The sequence below is a fragment of the Streptomyces sp. NPDC002671 genome, assembly GCF_053592475.1.
The window spans coordinates 194690-218535 of record NZ_JBSFVU010000016.1 but is presented as its reverse complement, the minus strand read 5'-3'; the positions used below and the strand labels follow the sequence as shown (position 1 = coordinate 218535).

Sequence of the window (23846 nt, the reverse complement as noted above, 5' to 3'; positions counted from 1 at the left end):
GTGGCCCTGCGCAGCAAGGCCATTCGTGCGCTGTCCGGGCGTGGTGGCATGGTGTCCGTCTCGCTCGGTGTCGAGGACGTAGAGGAGCGGCTGTCAGCTTGGGGTGGTCGTCTGTCGGTGGCGGCGGTCAACGGTCCTGCCGTGGTGGTCGTTTCCGGCGACGCGGACGCCCTGGACGAGCTGCTGGCCGCCTGTGAGGCGGACGGCGTACGGGCTCGCCGTATCGCTGTGGACTATGCCTCGCACTGCGCGCACGTGGAGGAGATCGAGGACGTCCTCCTGCGCGACCTTGCGGGAATCACCCCGCAGGCGGCGTCTGTGCCCTTCTACTCGACGGTGACCGCCGAGGTGCTGGACACGACCGGCATGGACGCGGGCTACTGGTACCGCAACCTGCGTCAGACGGTCCGCTTCGCCGACACCGTCCGCGCCCTCCTCGACGACGGCTTCCGTCTGTTCATCGAGTCCAGCGCCCACCCGGTGCTGACCATGGGCGTCGAGCAGACCGCCGAGACACACATCAACACCCCTGTTACGGCCGTGGGTTCGCTGCGACGTGACGAGGGCGGCCTGAAGCGGCTTCTCACCTCCGCCGCCGAGGCGTTCGTCGGTGGTGCGTCCGTCGACTGGGCCGGCCTGTTCGAGGGGGCCAGGCGCGTCGACCTGCCCACCTACGCCTTCCAGCGCGAGCGCTACTGGCTGGAGAACACAGGCCTGGTGGTGAGCCAGAACGCCGCCGCCGGTCTGGGGCTCGGGTCCGCCGATCACCCGCTTTTGGGTGCGGTCGTGGCGCTGGCCGACGCGGAAGGTTTCCTGCTGACGGGCCGGCTGTCCGTGCGTACACACCCGTGGCTGGCCGATCACGCGGTGGCCGAGACAACGCTGCTGCCGGGTACGGCGTTCGTGGAGCTGGCGCTGCGCGCCGGGGACGCGGTCGGCTGCGACCGGCTGGAGGAACTCACCCTGGAGGCGCCGCTGGTGCTGCCCGACGACGGCGCCGTACAGGTGCAGTTGACGGTCGGCGGCCCGGACGCGGCGGGGCGGCAGCCGGTGGCGGTGTACTCGCGGCCGGAGGACGCTTCCGAGGGATCCTGGACGCGGCACGCCACGGGCGCGCTGACGGCCGGCCGGGCTGGTGACAGCGACGAGGCCCTGTTCGACGCCGATTTGGCCGAGTGGCCGCCGGTCGGCGCGGAGCCGGTCGCGGTGGACGACCTGTACGAGCGGCTCGCGGCCACGGGGTTGCAGTACGGTGCCGCCTTCCAGGGCGTACGGGCGGCCTGGCGGCGCGGCGACGAAGTGTTCGCCGAAGTTGCCCTCGCCGAGGAGCAGCGCGCCGACGCGGGCCGTTTCGGCCTGCACCCCGCTCTGCTGGACTCCGCCCTGCACGCCATGGCGTCGGGACCGGACGACCCGGAGGGGAGCGCCGGCGAACGGCGTGCCGGGCTTCCGTTCGTCTGGGGCGGGGTGTCCCTGTTCGCCACGGGCGCGGACGCGCTGCGCGTCCGGCTCGCCCCGGCCGGGACGGACGCGGTGGCCGTGTTCGTCGCCGACACCACGGGCGCGCCGGTCGCGGCCGTGACGTCCCTGGTGACGCGTACCGTGTCACCGGAGCAGCTGGGGGCCGTGGCGCGGGTCACCGACGAGGCGCTGTTCCGCGTCGCGTGGCGCAAGATCGCGCAGCGCACCCCGGTGCAGTCCCCGTCGACCGTGTTCTACCCGGACCTGGAGGAGCTGCGGGCCGCGGTGGCGGCGGGAACCGAGGCCGTTCCGGACGTGGTGCTGGCCTCCTTCACGACGCGCACGGACGACAGCACCGGCGCGGGTGCCGATGATCCGGCGGAGGTGCGGGACGCGACCTGCCGTGCGCTGGAGGCCTTGCAGGTGTGGCTGGCGGAGGAGCGGTTCGCCGGTTCGCGGTTGGTCGTTGTGACCCGGGGCGCGGTGTCCGCCGTGCCGGGTGAGGACGTGACGGATCTCGCGGCTGCGGCCGTGTGGGGTCTGGTGCGTTCGGCGCAGGCCGAGCACCCGGACCGGTTCGTGCTGCTGGATCTGGACGAGCAGGAGGTGTCCGGTGAGCTGCTGGACGCCGTGCTCGCATCGGGCGAGCCGCAGATCGCCGTGCGCTCGGGCGAGCCGCTCGCCCCGCGCCTGGCGCGCGCCACGGCCGGGACCCTGACCGGATCCGGTTCTGATTCCGGTGCCGTGCCGGCCGACTCCTGGAACCCGGACGGCACCGTCCTGCTGACGGGCGCCACCGGCACGCTGGGCGCCCTCGTGGCGCGACACCTGGTCGCCGAGCACGGCGTACGGCATCTGCTGCTGATCTCCCGACGCGGCCGTACGGCACCGGGCGCGTCCGAACTGGCTGCTGAACTTGGTGAGTTGGGTGCCTCGGTGACGGTGGCGGCCTGCGACACCGCCGACCGGGCGGCGCTCGCGGAGCTGCTGCGGACCGTGCCCGCCGAGCACCCGCTGACCGCGGTCGTGCACGCTGCCGGCGTGCTGGACGACGGTGTCGTCGAGTCACTGACGCCGCATCAGATCGACGCGGTCCTGCGGCCCAAGGTGGACGCGGCCCTCCACCTCCACGAGCTGACCCGGGACCTGGACCTCGCCGCGTTCGTGCTCTTCTCCTCGGCCGCCGGGACGTTCGGGGGCGCCGGGCAGGGCAACTACGCGGCGGCGAACGCCTTCGTCGACGCCCTGGCCGCCCACCGGCGTGCCAACGGTCTGCCCGCGGTCTCGCTGGGCTGGGGTCTGTGGGCCGAACGCAGTGGAATGACCGGCCACTTGGCCGACACGGACGTACGACGCATGCACCGGGCCGGCATCGCCGCCCTCACCTCGGACGAGGGTCTCGCCCTGTTCGATGCCACGGCGACCCCGGCGACCGACTCGGCCGCGGCGGACGCCGTCCTGCTGCCCATACGCCTCGACCTGCCCGCACTGCGCGCCCAGGCCGCGTCCGGCGTGGTACCGACGCTGCTGCGTGACCTGCTGCGCATCCCCACCCGCCGTACGGTGGAGGCGTCCGGCACCGGTACCGGGACCGGCACGTCGGCACTCTGGCAGCGCCTGGCGGGACTGCCGGAGGCCGAACAGGACGACGTCCTGCGGACGCTGGTGTGTGTCCATGTCGCCGCGGTCCTGGGCCACGCCGACGAGACCGCGGTGGACAGCGACCGCGCGTTCAAGGAACTGGGCTTCGACTCGCTGACGGCCGTGGAACTGCGCAACCGGCTGAACGCGGCCACTGGGCTGCGGCTGTCGGCCACGCTGGTCTTCGACTATCCCTCACCGGCCGTGCTCGCCCGCCACCTGCTGGCGGAGGTGACGGCGGAACACGGCGGAGCCGCCGTCGGCACGGCACAGGCCGCGCTCCCGGCCGTCCGGACGACGGCCGACGAGCCGATCGCCATCGTCGCGATGAGCTGCCGTTTCCCGGGTGACGTCAGCACCCCGGAAGAACTGTGGCAGCTCCTTGAACCCGGTACGGACGCCATGTCCGCGTTCCCGGACGACCGCGGCTGGGACCTCGACGAACTCTACGAACCCGGCTCCGAGACCCCGGGGAAGATCCACGCCCGTGAGGGCGGCTTCCTGTACGACGCGGGCGATTTCGATCCGGCGTTCTTCGGGATCTCGCCGCGTGAGGCGCTGGCGATGGATCCGCAGCAGCGGCTGCTGCTGGAGACGTCGTGGGAGGCGCTGGAGCGCGCCGGTATCGACCCGGCGTCGGTGCGCGGCAGCCAGACGGGTGTGTTCGCGGGGATCATGCACCACGACTACGGCCTCCTTCAGGGCCCTGACGGCACTCCCGGCTCCCCCAGCCCCGGCAGCATCGCCTCGGGCCGTATCTCGTACACGTTCGGCTTCGAGGGTCCGGCGGTGACGGTGGACACGGCGTGTTCGTCGTCGCTGGTGGCGCTGCATCTGGCGGTGCAGTCGCTGCGGCAGGGCGAGTGCTCGCTGGCCCTCGCCGGTGGTGTGACGGTGATGGCGACTCCGGCGCTGTTCGTGGAGTTCAGCCGTCAGCGGGGTCTTGCTCCCGACGGCCGCTGCAAGGCGTTCGCCGCGGGAGCGGACGGCACCGGGTTCTCCGAGGGCGCCGGCATGCTGCTGTTGGAGCGGCTGTCGGACGCGGAGCGCAACGGCCACCAGGTGCTGGCGGTGGTCCGTGGTTCGGCCGTCAACCAGGACGGTGCGAGCAACGGCCTGACGGCCCCGAACGGTCCGTCGCAGCAGCGGGTGATCCGTGCCGCCCTGGCCAACGCCCAGGTGTCGGCCACCGAGGTGGACGCGGTGGAGGCCCACGGCACGGGTACGAAGCTGGGTGACCCGATCGAGGCGCAGGCGCTGCTGGCTGCCTACGGCCAGGACCGGCCCGAGGGCCAGCCCCTGCGGCTGGGTTCGATCAAGTCGAACATCGGGCACACCCAGGCCGCCGCCGGCGTGGCCGGTGTGATGAAGATGGTGCTGGCGATGCGGCACGGTGTGCTGCCGCAGACCCTGCACGTCGACGAGGCTTCGCCGCACGTGGACTGGAGTGCGGGCGACGTCGAACTGCTCACCGAGGCTGTCGCATGGCCGGAGACCGGCCGGCCCCGGCGGGCGGGTGTGTCGTCCTTCGGTATCAGCGGCACGAACGCCCACGTCATCCTCGAAGAGGCTCCCGCCGAGGCTCCGGAGGACGAGCCGACCGGGGCCGTCGTGCCGCCGGTGGTGGTGCCGTGGATGCTGTCGGGCAAGTCCGAGGCCGCGCTGCGGGCCCAGGCGGCAGAGCTGGCCGCCCATGTTGCCGAGCTGTCACCCGTGGACGTCGGCTTCTCGCTGGCGACGGGGCGGTCGGTGTTCGAGCACCGGGCTGTGGTCCTGGACGGTCTGCCTGGGTTGGAGGCTCTGGCCGAGGGCCGTGAGGTTGCGGGTGTGGTGCGGGGGAGTGCGGCCGGTGCGGATGGTCGTGCGGTGTTCGTGTTCCCCGGGCAGGGTTCGCAGTGGCTGGGTATGGCGGCTGAACTGCTGGATTCCTCGCCGGTGTTCGCGGAACGGATCAGCGAGTGCGCGGCGGCGTTGGCGCCGTTCGTGGACTGGTCGCTGACGGACATCCTCCGCGGCACGGACGACGAGGCCTGGCTGGAGCAGGTCGATGTCGTGCAGCCCGTGTTGTGGGCGGTGATGGTCTCGCTGGCCGAGGTGTGGCGCTCGTACGGCGTGGAGCCGGCCGCTGTGATTGGTCACTCGCAGGGTGAGATCGCCGCCGCGTGCGTGGCCGGCGCCCTTTCCGTCCAGGACGCGGCGAAGGTCGTGGCCTTGCGCAGCAAGGCCATCCGTGCGCTGTCGGGGCGTGGTGGCATGGTGTCGGTCTCGCTCGGTGTCGAGGCCGTGCAGGAGCGGCTCGCTGCCTGGGACGGGCGTTTGTCGGTTGCGGCGGTCAACGGCCCGGCTATGGTGGTCGTTTCCGGTGACGCGGACGCCCTGGACGAACTCCTCGAACGCTGTGAGGCGGACGGCGTGCGGGCTCGCCGTATCGCTGTGGACTATGCCTCGCACTGCGCGCATGTGGAGGAGATCGAGGACGTCCTCCTGCGCGACTTGGCGGGCATCGTCCCGCAGGCGGCGCGTGTTCCCTTCTATTCCACGGTGACCGCCGCGGTGTTGGACACGACCGGTCTGGACGCGGGCTACTGGTACCGCAACCTGCGCCAGACGGTCCGTTTCGCCGACACCGTCCGCGCCCTCCTGGACGACGGTTTCCGCCTGTTCGTCGAGTCCAGCGCGCACCCGGTGCTGACCATGGGCGTCGAACAGACCGCCGAAGCACACATCAACACCCCTGTCACCGCAGTCGGTTCGCTGCGACGTGACGAGGGCGGCCTGAAGCGGCTCCTCACCTCCGCTGCCGAGGCGTTCATCGGTGGCGCGTCCGTCGACTGGGCCGGGCTCTTCGAGGGCACCGGTGCCCGGCGCGTCGAGCTGCCGACGTACGCCTTCCAGCGCCAGCGCTACTGGCTGGAGGCGCTGCCCGCCGTGGCGGGTGATGTGGCCGCGGCCGGTCTGTCCTCCGCAGAACACCCCTTGCTGGGGGCGGTCGTGGCCCTGGCGGATGCGGAGCGGTTCCTTCTGACGGGCCGGCTGTCGCTGCGTACGCACCCGTGGCTGGCCGATCACGCCGTGGGGGACGTGACGTTGCTGCCGGGGACGGCGTTCGTGGAGCTGGCGCTGCGTGCCGGGGACGGGGTCGGCTGTGACCGGCTGGAGGAACTGACGCTGGAGGCGCCGCTGGTGCTGCCCGACAACGGAGCGGTACAGGTGCAGCTGGTCGTGGAAGGCCCACAGGAGGACGGGCACCGGCGGCTGAGCGTGTACTCCCGTCGTGAAGACGGTTCCGACGAATCGTGGACGCGGCACGCGTCCGGCGTGCTGTCCTCTGCGGCCGGGACGAGTGAGTCGGCCACTGCGGTTGATCTGGGTGTGTGGCCGCCGGCCGATGCGGAGCCGGTCGCGGTGGAGCATCTGTACGAGCGGCTGGCGGTCGCGGGGTTGCAGTACGGTGCCGCTTTCCAGGGTGTGCGTGCCGTGTGGCGGCGCGGGGACGAGGTGTTCGCCGAGGTCGCCCTCGCCGAGGAGCAGCGTGCCGAGGCGGGTCGCTTCGGGCTGCACCCGGCCCTGCTGGACTCCGCTTTGCATCCGGTGGCGTCGGGATCGAACGACCTGGAGCAGAAAGCCGGTGAGCGGCGTGCCGCTCTTCCCTTCGTGTGGGGCGGGGTGTCCTTGTTCGCCACAGGCGCGGACGCGCTGCGCGTGCGGCTCGTTCCGGCCGGGCCGGACGCGGTGTCCTTGTTCGCCGCGGACACCACCGGAGCACCGGTGGCGGAGGTCACGTCCCTGGTCACGCGTTCCGTCTCCCCGGAGCAGCTGGGAGCTGCCGCACACGCCACCGACCAGGCGCTGTTCCACGTCGCTTGGCGCAATGTCGCGGCGAGTGCTCCAACGACGACTCCTCTTCCGACGGCCGTGGTCTGCCCCGACTTTGCGGAGCTGCGGGCGGCTGTGGAGGCGGGAACGGCGACTGTTCCGGACGTGGTTCTTGCGTTCTTCACGACGCACACACAGGACAGCACCGGTGTGCGGGAGGCGACGCGTCGTGCCCTGGAGATGCTCCAGGGCTGGTTGGCTGAGGAGCGGTTCGCCCGGTCGCGTCTGGTGGTGTTGACCCGCGGTGCGGTGTCGGCGGTGCCGGGTGAGGATGTGACCGATCTGGCGGCGGCGGCCGTGTGGGGTCTGGTGCGTTCGGCGCAGGCCGAGCACCCGGACCGGTTCGTGCTGATCGACCTGGACGAGGCGGCCGAGGCGGCCGAGGCGCCGGGTGCGGTGCTCGATGCCGCACTCGCTGCCGGGGAACCGCAGATCGCCGTACGAGAGGGTGAGCTGTTCGCTCCGAGGCTGGCGCGCGCGAAGGCCGAGACGGTGGCCGGGGCAGGTTCTGCCTGGAACCCTGAGGGCACGGTCCTGCTGACCGGTGCCACGGGAACGCTGGGCGCTTTGGTGGCCCGGCATCTGGTCGCGAAGCATGGTGTGCGGCACCTTTTGCTGGTGTCCCGGCGGGGCCGTGCGGCGGCGGGTGCGCCCGAACTGGCGACGGAACTGACCGATCTGGGTGCGTCGGTGACGGTGGCGGCCTGTGACACGGCTGAGCGGGAGGCCGTGGCGGAGCTGCTGGCGGCAGTGCCCGCCGAGCATCCATTGACGGCTGTCGTGCATGCGGCCGGTGTGCTGGACGACAGTGTCATCGCGTCTTTGACGGTGGATCAGCTCGATGCGGTGCTGCGTCCGAAGGCGGATGCGGCCCTGCACCTTCACGAGCTGACCCGGGACCTGGATCTGTCGGCGTTCGTGCTGTTCTCTTCCGCGGCCGGTACGTTCGGTGGTGCGGGGCAGGGCAACTACGCGGCGGCGAACGCGTTCGTCGACGCTCTGGCGGCTCACCGTCGGGCCCAGGGGCTGCCGGCGCTGTCGCTGGGCTGGGGGTTCTGGGCCGAACGCAGCGGCATGACAGGTCACTTGGGTGAGGCGGACATGCGGCGCATGCGCCGCGGCGGTGTCGCGGCGCTCACCTCGGACGAGGGCCTCGCCCTGTTCGACGCCACGGCTCTCACGGCGGACGCCCCGGCCACGACGGACGCGGTTCTGCTGCCCGTTCGTATCGACCTGCCCGCACTCCGTACCCAGGCAGCGTCCGGCGTCGTACCGCCGCTGCTGCGGGAGCTGGTGCGTGTTCCCACTCGCCGTTCCGTGGAGACGTCCGGCACCGATACAGGCACTTCAGCGTTGTGGCAGCGCCTGGCGCACCTCTCGGAGGCCGAGCGGGAACAGGCCGTACTGGACCTGGCCGGTACCCATGTCGGTGCCGTACTCGGTTACGCGCCGGGCGACGAGGTCGCGTCCGACCGTGCGTTCAAGGAGTTGGGCTTCGACTCGCTGACGGCGGTGGAGCTGCGGAACCGGCTGAACGCGGCCACTGGGCTGCGGCTGCCCGCCACGCTGGTCTTCGACTACCCGACGCCGGCCGTGCTCGCCCGTCACCTGCTGACGGAACTGTCGGCGGCGAACGCCGGCGATCCCGTTGGCGCGGCGCGGCCCGCGCTCCTGGTCGCCGGGACGGACACGAGGGTGGACGAGCCGATCGCCGTCGTCGCGATGAGCTGCCGGTACCCCGGCGGTGTGCGAGCCCCGGAAGACCTGTGGTCCCTGCTCACCAGGGGCGCGGATGTGATGTCCGACTTCCCGGACGATCGTGGTTGGGACCTGGAGGGGCTGTACCACCCGGACCCCGATCACAAGGGCACGGCGTACGCCCGCGAGGGCGGCTTCCTGTACGACGCGGGTGACTTCGATCCGGCGTTCTTCGGGATCTCGCCGAATGAGGCGCTGGCGATGGATCCGCAGCAGCGGTTGCTGCTGGAGACGTCGTGGGAGGCGCTGGAGCGGGCGGGTATCGACCCGGCGTCGGTGCGCGGCAGCCAGACGGGTGTGTTCGCGGGGATCATGCATCACGACTACGGTCATCTGCAGGGCCCCGACGGCGCTCCCGGCTCCCCCAGCCTCGGCAGCATCGCCTCGGGCCGTATCTCGTACACGTTCGGGTTCGAGGGTCCGGCGGTGACGGTGGACACGGCGTGTTCGTCGTCGCTGGTGGCGCTGCATCTGGCGGTGCAGTCGCTGCGGCAGGGGGAGTGCTCGCTGGCGCTTGCCGGTGGTGTGACGGTAATGGCGACTCCGGCGCTGTTCGTGGAGTTCAGCCGTCAGCGTGGGCTCGCTCCTGACGGCCGCTGCAAGTCCTTCGCGGCAGGGGCGGACGGCACCGGGTTCTCCGAGGGCGCCGGCATGCTGCTGTTGGAGCGGCTGTCGGACGCGGAGCGCAACGGCCACCAGGTGCTGGCGGTGGTGCGTGGTTCGGCCGTCAACCAGGACGGTGCGAGCAATGGCCTTACGGCGCCGAACGGGCCGTCGCAGCAGCGGGTGATCCGTGCCGCGCTCGCGAACGCGCAGGTGTCGGCTGCCGAGGTCGACGTGGTCGAGGCGCACGGTACGGGTACGAGGCTCGGTGACCCGATCGAGGCGCAGGCGCTGCTCGCCACCTACGGTCAGGACCGGCCTGAGGACCAGCCGCTGCTGCTGGGTTCGATCAAGTCGAACATCGGGCACACCCAGGCGGCGGCCGGCGTGGCCGGTGTGATGAAGATGGTGCTGGCGATGCGGCACGGCGCGGTGCCCCGCACCTTGCACGTCGACGAGGCTTCGCCGCACGTGGACTGGAGTGCGGGCGACGTCGAACTGCTCACCGAGGCCGTCGCATGGCCGGAGACCGGCCGGCCCCGGCGGGCGGGTGTGTCGTCCTTCGGGATCAGCGGCACGAACGCCCACGTCATCCTGGAGCAGGCACCGCCGACGCCGCACGAGCAGCCGCAGGAGCCGGCGGACGGCGCGGCTGACAGTCCGGTGCTGCTGCCCTGGGTGGTGTCGGCGAAGTCCCGCAGTGCGCTGCGGGGGCAGGCGGAGCGGTTGCTGCCGTTGACGCGGGACGAGGCCGAGGCCGCGCCTGCCGATGTGGCGTTCTCCCTCGTCACGTCGCGGTCGCAGCTCGAACACCGTGCCGTGGTGCTGGCCGACGAGCGGTCCGGGTTCGCCGCCGGACTGGCCGCGTTGGCGGCGGGCGAGTCGGCGGCCGGTGTGGTCCAGGGCCAGGCAGTGCCCGGGAAGCTGGCACTGCTGTTCTCGGGGCAGGGCAGCCAGCGGCTCGGCATGGGCCGGGAGCTGTACGCGGCCCACCCGGTGTTCGCGGAAGCCTTCGACGAGGTTTGCGCGCGGTTCGACCTGCTGCTGGAACGCCCCCTGCGCGAGGTGGTGTTCGAGGATGCCGATGCCCTGAACGCCACCGTGTTCACCCAGTGCGGCCTGTTCGCCCTGGAGGTCGCGCTCTACCGGCTGACCGACTCCTGGGGTGTGCGGCCCGACTATGTCGCCGGGCACTCCATCGGTGAGATCGCTGCGGCGTACGCGGCCGGGGTGTGGTCCCTGGACGACGCCTGCGCCCTGGTGGCGGCACGCGGCCGGTTGATGCAGGCCCTTCCCGCGGGTGGGGCGATGCTCGCGGTGCAGGCGGACGAGGCGTCCGTGCGTGCCGTCCTGGCCGGCCGTGCGGACGTGGACGTGGCGGCGGTCAACGGGCCCTCGTCCGTGGTGGTCTCCGGTGCCGAGGCCCCGGTGGCGGACCTGGAGCGGATCTGGCGGAGCGAGGGGCGCCGAGTGCGGCGTCTGCGGGTGTCGCACGCCTTCCACTCCCCGTTGATGGAGCCGATGTTGGGCGCGTTCCGGGACACCGCTGAGCAACTGTCGTACCAGGCACCGCGGATCCCGCTCGTGTCGAACCTGACCGGCACCCTCGCCACGGACCAGGAAGTGTGTGACCCGGAGTACTGGGTTCGCCATGTCCGTGAGGCGGTACGTTTCGGGGACGGCATCGCACATCTCGCCGACCACGGCGTCACGGCCTGCCTGGAACTGGGCCCGGACGGGGTGCTGTCCGGGATGGGCCAGGAGAGCGCGCCGACGATGCTGTTCGCGCCGGTACTGCGGGCCGACCGGGACGAGGCTGCCTCGGCGCTGGAGGCGCTGGCCCGTGTCCATGTCCAGGGGCACACCGTGGACTGGACCGCGCTCCTCGGCGGCGGGGGTGCCTGTCGTGTCGAGCTGCCGACGTACGCGTTCCAGCGTCAGCGGTTCTGGCTGGAGTCGGCGCCCGCCACGGCGGGTGATGTGGCCGCGGCCGGTCTGTCCACCGCCGATCACCCGCTTCTGGGTGCGGCCGTGGCGCTGCCGGCCACCGACGGGGCGCTTCTGACGGGCCGTCTGTCGCTGCGTACCCACCCGTGGCTGGCCGATCACACCCTGGCCGGGGTGACGTTGCTGCCGGGCACCGCGTTCGTGGAGCTGGCGCTGCGCGCGGGCGACACCGTCGGCTGCGGCAGGCTGGAGGAACTGACGCTGGAAGCGCCGCTGGCACTGCCCGAGGACGGGGCGGTCCCTGTGCAGGTGGCCGTCGGAGGGCCCGACGAACTCGGGCGGCGCTCGGTGAGCGTGTACTCGCAGGCGCCGGAGGGCGCCTGGACCCGGCACGCCACGGGTGCGATCGCCGACGGCGGATCGTCCACTGGCACCGATACGGCCGAGGCGTGGCCGCCGGCGGACGCGGAAGCGGTCGACGTCGACGGCCTGTACGAGCGGCTCGCGCAGAACGGCTTCGGGTACGGACCGACGTTCCAGGGGCTGCGCGCCGTGTGGCGTCGCGGTGAGGAGGTGTTCGCGGAGGTCCGGCTGCCCGAGGAACAGTGGTCCGAGGCCAGGCAGCTCGGGGTCCACCCCGCCCTGCTGGACGGGGCGTTGCACGCGATGGCGTTCGGCGGGTTCGTCAGGCTGCCCGGCTCCGGCGGGACCGGGGCGGACGGGGGCGACCGTGACGAGCGGGCGGCCGTCGGCAACACCGGACGGGTCCGGCTCCCCTTCGCCTGGAACGGCGTGGCGCTGCACGCGGCGGGTGCGTCCGCACTCCGGATACGCATGGCTCCGGCGGGACCGGACACGGTGACGCTCACCGCGGTCGACGAGTCGGGCCGGCCGGTGCTCTCAGTGGAATCCCTTGTGACCCGGGCGATCTCGCACGAACAGCTCAGTCAGGCGCACGGAACGTTCCACGAGTCCCTCTTCCGGCTCGCGTGGAGCCCGGTGACGGGGTCCGCCGGGTCCGGTACCGCGGGCGTGTGGGCGGTGCTCGGCGACGACGGCACACATCTGCCGACGGCGCTGAAGTCGGCGGGTGCCTCGGGGGCGCAGGCCGAGAGGTTCACCGACCTGGATGCCCTGGCCCGGTCCGTGGCGGCCGGCCGGAGGACTCCGGACCTGGTGTTCGTGCCGCTCTTCTCGGAGCCGGACGCCGCCGCACATCCGGCGGGTGAGCCGCGCGAGCCGTCCGCCGAGCAGGTCCGCGCCGCGGTGCACCGCGCTCTGCGGCTGGCGCAGTCGTGGCTGGCCGAGGAGCGGTTCGGCCGTTCGCGGCTGGTGTTCGTCACTCGGGGCGCGATCGCCGTCCGGCCCGGGGACGAGCTGTCCGACCCGGCCTGCGCCGCGGCATGGGGTCTCGTCCGGGCGGCCCAGTCGGAGAACCCTCACCGGTTCCTGCTGCTGGACCTGGACGACGAGGAGGCCTCCTTCGCCGTCCTGCCGCAGCTCCTGGGCGGGGACGAACCGCAGCTCGCGGTGCGCGAGGGGCGGGCCCTGGCACCGCGGCTCGCCAAGGCACGCGTGGCCCGCCCCGCCGAGGCCGGGCAGGGCACCGAGGACGAGAGCACTCCCGGCACCGCTTCGGTGTGGGACGCGGACGGCACGGTGCTCATCACCGGTGCGACCGGCGCGCTGGGGGGCCTGGTGGCTCGGCACCTGGTGGCCGAACACGGCGTACGGCACCTGTTGCTGACCAGCCGCCGCGGTCGGGCGGCCGACGGTGCCGCCGAACTGGCGGACGAGCTGACCGCCATGGGGGCCTCGGTGACGATGGCCGCCTGCGACGTCGCCGACCGCTCCGCCCTGACCGAGCTCCTCGCCACCGTGCCGGCCGGCCATCCGCTGACCGGTGTGGTGCACGCGGCCGGCGTCCTCGACGACGGCGTTCTCGGCTCGCTGACGCCGGAGCGCGTGGACACGGTGCTCCGTCCGAAGGCCGACGCGGCCGTGAACCTGCATGAGCTGACCCGGGGGTTGCCGCTCTCGGCGTTCGTGCTCTTCTCGTCGGCGGCGGGCGTGTTCGGTGCCGGGGGTCAGGCCAACTACGCCGCGGCCAACGCGTTCCTGGACGCCCTGGCACAGCACCGCCGGGCGGCGGGCCTGCCCGCGACGTCCCTGGCCTGGGGCCTGTGGGCGGAACGCAGCACCATGACGGGCAACCTGGACGACGCGGACGTCCAGCGGCTGAACCGTTCCGGAATGGCCGCGCTGACCTCCGAGGAGGGTCTGGCCCTCTTCGACCTGGCGGTTGCGGAGTCATCCGCGCCGGAGGGTGACGACCGTGTGACGGATCCCCTCGCGGTGCCGATGCGCCTGGACCTGGCCGCCCTGCGGACGCAGGCAGCCGCGGCCGGGACGCCCGCCGTGCTGCGCGGCCTCGTCCGGGTTCCGGTGCGCCGGGTGGCCGACGCCCCCGCCGGCTCCGGCGCGGGCGTCGCGGAGCAGGTACCGCTCGCGCAGCGGCTCACGGGGCTGACCGCGGCGGAGCAGACCCGGATCCTGACCGAGCTGGTGCGCGTGGCCACCGCCGAGGTGCTCGGTCACGACTCGCCGGACGACGTCGAGGACACCCACGCCTTCCTGGAGCTGGGCATCACCTCGCTGACCGCGGTGGAGATCCGTAACCGGCTCAATCACGCCACCGGCCTGGTCCTGCCGGCCACTTTGGTCTTCGACCACAGCACGCCCGCCGCGCTCGCCCAATACCTGGGCAGCCGGCTCACCCCGGGCGCAGCGGGCGCCGCGCCGGACCAGGACTCGTCCTCCGGGACGGGTGGCGACGGCCGTCCGGGGGCTGCCCCGGCCGCTGGAGGCGGGACCGGTTCGACGATCGACGCGCTGTACCGGCAGGCGTGCGCCGACGGGCAGTACGTGGCGGGAACCCAGCTGCTGATGGCGGCTGCCCGGCTGCGTCCGACGTTCAGTTCGGCCGCCGAGCTGACGACCCCGCCCAAGCTCGTCCGGCTGTCGAAGGGCAGCACGGCACCGGGCCTGGTGTGCTTCCCGTCGCTGGTGGCCATCTCCGGCGCACGCGAGTACGCCCGTTTCGCCGCGGGCTTCCGGGGCCGGCGGGACGTCACCGTGCTGCCCGAACCCGGCTTCGCCAGGGGAGAGTTGATTCCGGCCAGTGTCGACGCGGTCGTGGAGATGCAGGCGGAGGCCGCGCTCCGCTGCGCCGGGGACGACCCGGTCGTGCTCGTCGGCCGGTCGTCGGGAGGCTGGATCGCCCAGGCGGTCGCCGGATGGCTGGAGGAGCGCGGCAGGGCCGTGTCCGCGGTGGTGATGCTGGACACCTATCTGCCCCGCAGCGAGGCACTGCCGTGGATCCAGACCAACCTGTCCGGGCAGATGTTCGAGCGCGAGAAGATGTTCGGTGTGGTGGATGAGGTCCGGCTCACCGCGATGGGCGGCTACATGCGTTTGTTCTCGGACTGGGAGCCGGCTCCGATCGGTGCGCCGATCCTGGCCGTGAAGGCCGAGAACGCCTTCACGGGAGAGGAACAGGGCATCGACGAGGAATCGGCGTGGGGCGGCCGGCTCACCCGACTCGCCGTGACCGGTGACCACTTCACGATGATGGAGGACCACGCCGGCGTCACCGCCGGAGCCGTCCTCGACTGGCTTGCGGAGAACGTGTGATCTGAGCGCGCGGCCGTGTGCCGTGAGCTGGATCGCTCGTCGCGAGAGAAAAGACGGAAACCCGGAAGGGCGCCTGCGCGTCCTTCGGGCCGCAGGTTCCCTTCCGGGTCCGTTGATGACCGATTGCGGATTGCAATTTTCAGAAAGAGGAGAAGAAGTGACGTCTTTGAACATCACCCCCGTCGGTGAGCAGGTCGGCCAGTTCTACGACCAGCTGATGGGTGCGTTCGACGCCTCGCTGTACGGCCCCAACATTCACGTGGGCTTCTGGAACGGCCAGGACGACACCACCGGGCTGGAGGACGCCGCCAACCGGCTCACGGACATGATGATCGAGCGCCTTCAGGTCGGCCCCGGCGACCGCGTGCTGGACATCGGCTGTGGCCTCGGCGGGCCGGCGATCCGGCTCGCGCAGAAGACGGGCGCCGAGGTCGTGGGCGTCAGCGTCAGCCGCAAGCAGGTGGACAAGGCCAACGAGCTGGCCGAGGCGGCCGGTGTCAGCGGCAAGGTCAGCTTCCAGCACGGCGACGCGATGAACCTGCCGTTCGACGACGCCTCGTTCAGCGCCGTGTGGATGCTGGAGTCCGTCATGCAGATGCCCGACCGGACGGCCGCGCTCACCGAGGCGGCCCGCGTGCTGCGCCCGGGCGGCCGGCTCGCGCTCACCGACAACTACGAGCGCGAGACCATCTCGGACGAGCGGCGCCCGGTGATCGAGGGCATCCTCAAGCGGTACCTCACGCAGTCGCCGGCGTCCTTCGAGGCCTACCCGTCCATGCTGCGCGAGGCGGGTCTGCGCTGCGCCGAGATCATCGACGTCAGCGAGAACACCACCCGGCAGTCGGTCAAGCGGCTCGGCGAGGCGCTCGCCAAGAACATGGAGCAGCTCGCCGCCAAGGTCGACCCGGAGGTCTTCGCCAAGCTGAAGCCGGCCGAGGGGGAGAACCTGGAGATGCCCGAGCTGGGCTACCTGATCGTGACGGCACGGCGGCCCGCGGTCGCGTAACCGCTCGGCGACGGCGACGTGCCGCACGGCCGGTTCCTCCGGCCGTGCGGCACGTTCGCCGAAGTGTCGCGCCGTGGGCGGCAGCGCCCAGGGCAAATACACGAGGCCATCCGGAAAGCACTGTGTATTTGCAGAGCCTGGGTCCACCCCGCACAGGGGCCGACGCACACTCGAATTCCTTGACTGCACGACATTTACAATCGCGCGTGAATGGGTTTCCCTGTGGCATTCTCCGGCGACCGGTGAACCCTGATCGCACGCGCCACGGCCCCTCGCCCGCGACCCGGCCCCGACAGGGGATTCCCATGTGCGGAATATATCAATCCGCTAGTCCGGTCGCCGTGCTGCGGGCAGCGTGGTCTATCCAATGGGCAATGTCAAGGCTTGATCCGCAACGAAAGGCGAACTAATGTCTGTCGGGTCGGTAAAGCCGTGGGCTCGGCAGGAAGGGTTAACTGCGCGAGCCGATGGACCCATACGTAAGGATCAGGGGAAAAAGCGTGTCGACTTCCGCAGATTTCGGTTTACGACCCACTGTCCCTGACCTGTTGAGTTATTCGAGATGGAGTCCCGGCACGGAGATCCGCCGATGACGCGGGACACCGCGAGCCTTACGGCCCCCCGTGGCTTAGGAGCCGGTGCGCTGCGCGCCACACCCCCGTTCGTCGTGCTACTCGGCACCGACTACGCCGGCAAGTCGTCCGCGCTGACGGAACTCGCCGACCGCGCGCCCTCCTGGCATGTCGTCTCCCTCGACGACGAGTTCCTGGAGCCCGGCCACTCCTTGATCGGAAGACTGCGCCGCAACCTGGTCGCCGACGTCCTGCCGGATCTGCACCACGGCTACTCCCTCGACTTCATGGTCAGCCTGCTGCAGACAGCGACGGTCCATCTACGCGACAGCATCGAGCGCAGCCCGGGCGGAGCACCGGTTCTGGTCGACTCCTACTACTACAAGATCCTCGCCAAGTGCCGACTGGCCGGAGTCGACAGCCATCCCGTGTTCGACTGGTGGCGCACCTTTCCCCAGCCGCGCCGGGTGATCTTCCTTGAGGTGTCGACGGCCCAGGCCTGGAAGCGCTGCGGCGAAGGAGCCGGGACCAACTCCCTGGAGTACTACGGCCAGCAGCCAGACCAGCCGTCGTTCGAGAAGTTCCAGTCCGACCTGCGCGAGGCCATGTGGGAAGAGGTCCGGCACCTTCCGGTCACCGTCGTCGAGGAGCAGGAACACGTCTCGCGGACCGTACAGATACTAGGAGAGGTGATGGGCCGTGAAATCGGCTGACCTGTGGACTGATCCGGCCCGGATACGCAGCTATCGGGAGCGGGTCCTCGGCGAACGCGAGAGCCTCGCAGCCGCGCTCGCGGACGCGGACGGCCACCAACGCCGGGTCCTGACCGAGCTGCTGGAGTACAACGCGGACACCGAGTACGGCCGCGCCCACTCCTTCGGTGCGATCCGTTCCCTGGACGACTTCCGCAAAGCGGTGCCGATCAACGACTACACGGCGCTGGCACCCTGGATCGAGCGGATGGCAGCGGGCGAGAGCAACCTGCTGAGCGCGGACGACCCGGCGGTGTACTTCACCAGCAGCGGCACCACGGGCGCCCACAAGAAGATCCCGGTCACCGCGGGCTTCATGCGCCGGACCTTCTTCCCCTTCTACTACGCGGCCTGGGCCCCGCTGATCGAGCACTTCCCCGATGTGCTCGACCGGCCGGACGCCGTCCTGAACCTGAAACACGACCCGCGTCCCGCGCCCCCGACCACCGCCTCGGGCCGGCCCCATGTCGGCGCCAGCCAGGTCGACCTCGGCACCAGGTTCGGCGAGCCGCTGTCCGCCGAGCCCGGTACGTTCGCGTCGTGGGGCACGCTCCCGGTGCCCGTCGAGGAGAACGACCACCTGGAGAAGACCTACCTGCGGCTGCGCCTCGCGGTGGAGAGCGATGTCCGCTGCGTCATCGGGATCAACCCGGCGATGGTCGCAGCCCTGCCCTACCAGCTGAACCTCTGGTGGCCCCGGCTGGTCAAGGAGATCCGCGACGGCACGCTCGGCGGGGTGCCGTACGGCAGTCCCAACCCGGAGCGAGCGGCCACGCTGGAGCGACTGGCCGACCACTTCGGGACGGTACGCCCGGCCCATGTCTGGCCTCACATGCGGGCACTGTTCTTCTGGACGACGGGTATGGCGTCGCTCTACCTGCAGCGGTTGCGTGAGGAGTTCGGTCCCGGCGTGGCCGCGCTGCCGGCGCCCGTCGCCGCGTCCGAGGGGCCCGTCGGTGTCGCCCTCGACCGGCACGGCTCCGCGGGCTCCCTCGTGGTGACCGCGTCGGCCTACGAGTTCCTGGACGCCGAGTCCGACATCAGGCCCGACTCCTCGACCCTCACCATGAACGAGCTGGAACCGGGCCGCGACTACCACGTGATCTTCAGCCACATCGGCGGCCTGTACCGCTACGCGGTCGGCGACGTGGTCCGGGTCGTCGACCGGGTCGGCGGCGTGCCACGGGTGGAGTACGCGGGCCGGAGCACCCGGTCAGACGCCGTCGGCGAGCGGCTGCGTGACGCCCAGGTCATCCGCGCGCTCGCCGAGGCAGCCCAGGCCACCGGCCTCGACGTCCGCAACGCCGCCTGCCGGGTGGCGGACCGGCCCGAGGGCGCCGCCCCGCACTACGAGTTCGCCGTCGCGGCCCGCGGCAAGTGGAGCGAGCAGGAGACCTGTCGTTTCGCCTCCGAGCTGGACACAGCCATCGGCCGGCAGGCCGCGGCCTATCGGACGGCACGTTCGGCCGGTCGGCTGGACCCCGTGGCCGTGCGGCGCCTGGACGGCGACGCCTTTCTGCGCGACTGGCACGCCAGTGTCGCCACCGGCATCCGGCCGACCCAGGTCAAGGACCGGCTGTTCCGACAGGACCACACACTTTGGGAGCGACTGACCGGCACTGATCCGGTCAGCGAGGGAGGCAGGGCATGAGCGAGGAACTGGACGCCGTCGAGCGGACCGCGCTCCTGACGGCAGCGCTGCGCGCGGCGGAGACCGGGCGGGAAGACCGGCTCTACAACGACCCCTATGCGGCCCGGCTGGCCGGCGAGGGAGGTCCGGAACTGCTCCGCGAGATCCGCGAGGCCACCTTCCCCAAGGACGCGGACCGCACCGTACCGAGCACTCCGGACTACAACGCCATCCGCACCCGGTTCTTCGACGACTTCCTCCAGGAAGCAGCCCAGGACCCGGCGATGAACCAGATCGTGCTGGCGCCCGCCGGGATGGACTCGCGCGCCTACCGGCTCGACTGGCCCTCCCGTATCCGCTACTTCGAGGTCGACCGGCCCGCGGTTCTGGCCTACAAGCAGGAGCGGCTGCAGGACGTACAGCCCCGGGTCGACCATCGCTCGATAGCCCTCGACCTCACCTCGCCCGACTGGGAGAGCGAGTTGACGGCTGCCGGCTACGACCCGGAGCAGCCGTCCACCTGGCTGCTGGAGGGGCTGCTCTACTACATCCCCGGCGACGACACCCACCGCATCCTCGACCGGGTGGCGGCGATCATGAAACCGGGCAGCCGGATCGCCGCGGACATCGTCAACGCGGCCACGCTGACCCTGCCGAACATGCGTGACCTGCTCGACGTGTTCGCCGACTGGGGCTGCCCGTGGCTGTTCGGCACGGACGAGCCGGAAGCGCTGTTCGACGCACACGGCTTCACCGTGGAGGCCACACAGCCGGGCGAACCGGCGGCCGACTACGGACGGTGGCCCGACCCGGTACCGGACCGTTCCGAGGCCGACGTGCGCCGGGTGTTCTTCGTCCACGGGCGGCGGAGCTGAGATGGCGAGCGCGACGATAGTCGGCGGGAGCATCGCCGGTCTGGCCACCGCACTCGCCCTCAGCGGCGTCGGCTACGAGGTGCGGGTGCTGGAGCGCTCGGCCCCACCTCCCGAGGGGCCCCTCGAGCAGGCCGTACGGGACTGGCACCGGCCCACCGTGTCGCAGGCGGTCCACTCCCACACCCTGACCTCGGTCGGCGTACGGGCGCTGCGCCGCCGGGCCCCGCAGCTGCTCACCACGGCTCTGGAGGCCGGCGCCGAACTGCTGGACCTGATCGAGGCGCTGCCCCCGCTGGTCGAGGACCGTGCCCGTGAGGTCGGTGACGCCGATCTGGTGGCCCTGGCCTGCCGGCGCAGCGTCCTCGAACTGCTCCTGTACCGGACCGTGCGGAACCTGCCGCAGGTCCGCTTCGACCACGCAACGGTGGTCCGCGGGCTGGCGCTCGACTCCTTTGGCGAGCGGGTGCGGGGAGTACGCACCGCCGGCGGCGAGGTGCTGCCGGCCTCGGTCGTGATCGACGCCACCGGCCGGCGCGCCGAGTCGCGCGACTGGCTGACGGCCGCCGGGATCCCGGTCGCCGAGGACCTCGTCCAGCCCTCCGCCATCACCGGCTACAGCCGCCAGTACCGGCTGCGCGGTACCGGGCGCCCCGGACCGCTCAACCGCGGCAACGCGGTCGGCGGGGTGTGGGACCACTACGCCGCCGCGCTGCACCCGGCGGACAACGACACCTTCGCCGTCGCGGTGATGGTGCCTCCCGGCGACCGCGCGACGGCACGCCTGCGCGAGCCGGGCGCGTTCACCGCCGCCGCCCGGGCCACTCCCGGTATCGGGGCCTGGCTCGCACCCGGTGTCAGCGACCCGCTCACCCCGGTCAACGTCATCGCCTGCCCGCCGAACACGCTGCGCGGCACGGTGACGACCCGGCAGCGGCCGGTGGCCGGCCTGTTCGCGGTCGGAGACGCAGCCTGCGTCACCAACCCGCTGTACGGCCGCGGCATATCGCTCGCTCTGGACCACGCCTTCCGGCTCGCGGACCTGCTCGCCGGCGCAGCGCCCGACCAGGCGCTCGTTCAGGCGGCTGCCCGGCTCGCCGAGCAGTGCTTCACGCCCTGGTACGAGTTCGCGGCTCGGGAGGACGCGGAGCGAGCCGCTCAGTGGAAGGCGGCGACCAGCGGCGACCGGCCACCGGCGCCGCCGCAGGAGCAGCGCGGCAACGTGCCGAGTCCCGCGCAGGTGCGGGCCGCGACACTCACCGACGGGCTGGTCTGGCGTTCCGTCACCCGCGTGATCATGGGGCTGAGCACTCCGGCCGCGGCCTTCGGCGACGAGAAGTTCCGGGCCCGGGTGGAGCAGGCGCCCCCGATCGATCCGGCGCTGCTGCCCGCAGCGCCGAGCCGGGACGAGTTCCTCCACCTGATCGCGGCAGCGGAAGGAGCGTAGTGGAGACCATCCTGCAGGCCACCTCGGTGCGCGACCGGGCACGGCTCCCGCACGCCGAAGCCGTGCCCCCCGGTGCGGTGCGGCGCCGGGTGCTGCTGGCCCCGATCACTGTGACCCCGTCCAAGCCCCTGACACCGAGCCATCTCAAGGGGCTGCTGTGGACCGACGTGATGTACCGGGCCACCGCGCAACTTGCCGAGGTGACCTATCGGTACAGCCCCACCACCTACCACCTCACGGAACAGACCCTCGGGTTCTGGGAATACCTCGACCGCACCGTCGGGGACACCGACTACTCCGGTCTCACGGAGGAGGGTATCGGCGAACTGTACGTCGGCTACCGGTCCGAAGGACAGCGGGCCGGCCTCGCCGCCCTGCGTCCGTACGCGGATGCTGTCGAGCTGCACGGCTGGGTTCACCCGGCGAGCGCCCGGGTCCTGGAGCTGTGGGCGGCGCATTACGCGCGCCTCGGCATGCACGATCCCGGGCTGCTCGCACATCAGCCGCCCGGCCTGGGGCTGGAGGAGGTGATCGACCGCCTCGGCGCCGTCGGCATGTGTCTCGACCAGCGCGCGTACGGCAGCCCGGTCTTCCTCGACGCCACCCGGTACGGGCTGCCGCTGCGCCAGATCGTCGACGCCCAGGGCCGGCCCAACTACCTGGCCTGCGCCCTGCGGGAACTCGTACCGCTGGTACCACGGTTCGACGAGATAGTGCTGCTGTACGACCGTGAGCTGGAACCCGACTACCTGCTGCTGGAGCGCACGCTGTCCGCGTTCGGAGCAACCGTCCGCAGGTTCACTCTCGGCCGGGTGCCCATCGACGGGGAGATCCGCTCCGCGCGCCATGGCGGCTGGCACGACCACACCACCGGCGCTCTGCTGAGCAGGGCCGCGGCCGAGTACGACGATCCGGTGCTCCGGCTGGGCATGCGGCTGTACTTCATCGCCGGGCTGGGCCAGGGCCAGCAGCAGTCCTTCCGCCCCGAGGCGCTGCGTCAGAGTCTGGCGCGTGCCGCCCGGCTGCTGTCCCGAGGCAGGGCCACCGACCCGGCACCGCTGCCGCAGGTGCTCTCCCGGCACCGTGGTGACCACCTCTATGTCAATCCGTACCGGTTGACGTCCAGTCTGCTGGCCAGACACCGGCCGGCACCGAGTTCGGACCTGCTGTCGGCGGTCTACCTGTGACCACCTCCCAGGAACTGCTCCGTGAAGAAGTGGCTCGGCGCATCGTGACCGCCCGGCCCGAGCTGGCGGCGCGCTTCGACCTGCTGACCGCCGACGGGCTGCTGGCCGCGAAGCGGGAGATCACCCGGGCCGCGCAGGATGCCAAGGTACTGGCGGTCTGTGTGCTGCGCGACTTCGACCTGCCGGCCTGGGTGCGTGCCACGTGCGCGTTCGCCGCCTGCATCGACCGGTCCGCAGCCGCGGACTGGCGCCGAGACTTCACCCGGACCGTCTTTCTCGCCGGCAACCCGGACAACCTCAAGGACCGGTTCGCCTTCGGTCATGTGGCCGACGACGGGTCGGCCGCCTGGCAGGGCCCGGCACCCGCCGACGAGAGTACCGCCCTGCGCCGGCTGCTGAAACTCTTCGACGGGTCGGCTGACCTGCCGACCCGTCCCCCCGCGGTGGTGCCGGTCCTGACCGGCCAGGACCCGCGAGGCCGCGCTCCGGTTCGGCGGGAGCTGCATGTGGCTACCGCCGGGGTGACCATCGCCGACTCTCTGGTCCACCTCAACCACCTGCTGGTCGAAGCCGTACTGGACGAAATAGTCGGCCCCGGGGACGAGCTGGTCGTCCGCCAGGCGCCATGGCTGCCGGCCTCGGCCGGTCCCTTCGCGGCCCTGCGGATCGACGGCACACCCGATCGCCCGGACCGCCTCCGTGCCTACACCGCCCTCACCGAGGAAATCCACGATGCCTGATCCCACCCGCCGCCCCGCAGACAGCCCGATCCGCTTCGGCTACCCCAGCTCCCCGCGAACGGCCCAGGACATCCTCGCCTCCGCGGGACTGAGCGAGGACCGGGCCGTGCTCACGCCCTACGATCTCGCTGACCCCTTCTTTGCACTGCGCCGCGGCGAACTCGACGTCGTCGTCGTCAAGTTCGGCCCGCAGGAGCCGGACCTCGTCACGAGCAAGGTGCTGCACTTCGAGTCACGCGCCGTCGTGGTGAGCGCGCGGCATCCGCTCGCCGACCGCGACACCGTCTCCGTCGAGGAGGTCGCCGCATACGATGCCTTCGAACGCCCCGGTGACTTCCCCGAGTACCTGTGGGACGAAATCGTGCCGCGCCGTACCCCACAGGGCCGGCCGATCCACCGGCGTCATCGGGTGAACAGCATCCCGGAGATGATGGCCCTGGTGGTGCAGTCCGACGCGGTGCACCTTTCGGTGGCGTCGTTGACGGACATGGCGCCGCCGGCCATCCGGGTCGTACCCGTCCATGATCTGCCGCCCGCCCCGGTCTGCCTGGCCTGGTACCGGAATGCAGAACTGCCCGGGCACGTGGCGCAGTTCATCGCCGCTGCGGAGGCCGCGAGCCCGGAGCCCGCAATCGGGTGAGACCGGGGCCCGGGCCGCCGC

The 23846-nt window shown here is 71.7% G+C and carries 9 protein-coding genes; all 9 read left to right on the top strand.

Annotated features, from left to right (window positions below; translation table 11 throughout):
- The 9 genes from ACWD35_RS25225 (at position 1) to ACWD35_RS25185 (ending at position 23825) form a co-directional block, all read left to right on the top strand.
- On the top strand, positions 1 to 14979 hold the full coding sequence (locus ACWD35_RS25225; RefSeq protein WP_451353552.1) for an SDR family NAD(P)-dependent oxidoreductase: 14979 nt from the start codon (positions 1 to 3) through the stop codon (positions 14977 to 14979).
- A gap of 157 nt (positions 14980 to 15136) precedes the next feature.
- On the top strand, positions 15137 to 15985 hold the full coding sequence (locus ACWD35_RS25220; protein ID WP_451353551.1) for a methyltransferase domain-containing protein: 849 nt from the start codon (positions 15137 to 15139) through the stop codon (positions 15983 to 15985).
- 589 nt (positions 15986 to 16574) lie between these two features.
- A complete protein-coding gene (locus tag ACWD35_RS25215; RefSeq protein WP_451353550.1) occupies positions 16575 to 17270 on the top strand; it encodes a hypothetical protein in 696 nt (231 codons plus the stop codon).
- Complete coding sequence (locus ACWD35_RS25210) at positions 17257 to 18960, top strand: GH3 family domain-containing protein (RefSeq protein ID WP_451353549.1); 1704 nt, start codon at positions 17257 to 17259, stop codon at positions 18958 to 18960. Before ACWD35_RS25215 ends, ACWD35_RS25210 begins: the two co-directional genes overlap by 14 nt.
- Complete coding sequence (locus tag ACWD35_RS25205; protein ID WP_451353548.1) at positions 18957 to 19814, top strand: class I SAM-dependent methyltransferase; 858 nt, start codon at positions 18957 to 18959, stop codon at positions 19812 to 19814. The genes ACWD35_RS25210 and ACWD35_RS25205 overlap by 4 nt, the downstream gene beginning before the upstream one ends.
- Before the next feature lies 1 nt (position 19815).
- On the top strand, positions 19816 to 21258 hold the full coding sequence (locus tag ACWD35_RS25200; RefSeq protein WP_451353547.1) for an FAD-dependent oxidoreductase: 1443 nt from the start codon (positions 19816 to 19818) through the stop codon (positions 21256 to 21258).
- Positions 21258 to 22445, top strand: coding sequence for a hypothetical protein (locus tag ACWD35_RS25195; protein ID WP_451353546.1), 1188 nt, complete (start codon positions 21258 to 21260; stop codon positions 22443 to 22445). Before ACWD35_RS25200 ends, ACWD35_RS25195 begins: the two co-directional genes overlap by 1 nt.
- The gene (locus tag ACWD35_RS25190) at positions 22442 to 23185 is read left to right on the top strand and encodes a DUF6182 family protein (protein WP_451353545.1); all 744 of its coding nucleotides are present in this window, start codon (positions 22442 to 22444) and stop codon (positions 23183 to 23185) included. The genes ACWD35_RS25195 and ACWD35_RS25190 overlap by 4 nt, the downstream gene beginning before the upstream one ends.
- Positions 23178 to 23825 carry a LysR substrate-binding domain-containing protein gene (locus ACWD35_RS25185; protein WP_451353544.1) on the top strand — a complete coding sequence of 216 codons (648 nt, stop codon included), beginning with the start codon at positions 23178 to 23180 and terminating at the stop codon, positions 23823 to 23825. Before ACWD35_RS25190 ends, ACWD35_RS25185 begins: the two co-directional genes overlap by 8 nt.
- The last annotated feature ends 21 nt before the right edge of the window (positions 23826 to 23846 follow it).

Bases quoted from the DNA above. Each gene is read 5' to 3' on its own strand.
- ACWD35_RS25215 (WP_451353550.1), top strand. From the start codon at position 16,575: ATGACGCGGGACACCGCGAGCCTTACGGCCCCCCGTGGCTTAGGAGCC.
- ACWD35_RS25185 (WP_451353544.1), top strand. From the start codon at position 23,178: ATGCCTGATCCCACCCGCCGCCCCGCAGACAGCCCGATCCGCTTCGGC.
- ACWD35_RS25205 (WP_451353548.1), top strand. From the start codon at position 18,957: ATGAGCGAGGAACTGGACGCCGTCGAGCGGACCGCGCTCCTGACGGCA.
- ACWD35_RS25200 (WP_451353547.1), top strand. From the start codon at position 19,816: ATGGCGAGCGCGACGATAGTCGGCGGGAGCATCGCCGGTCTGGCCACC.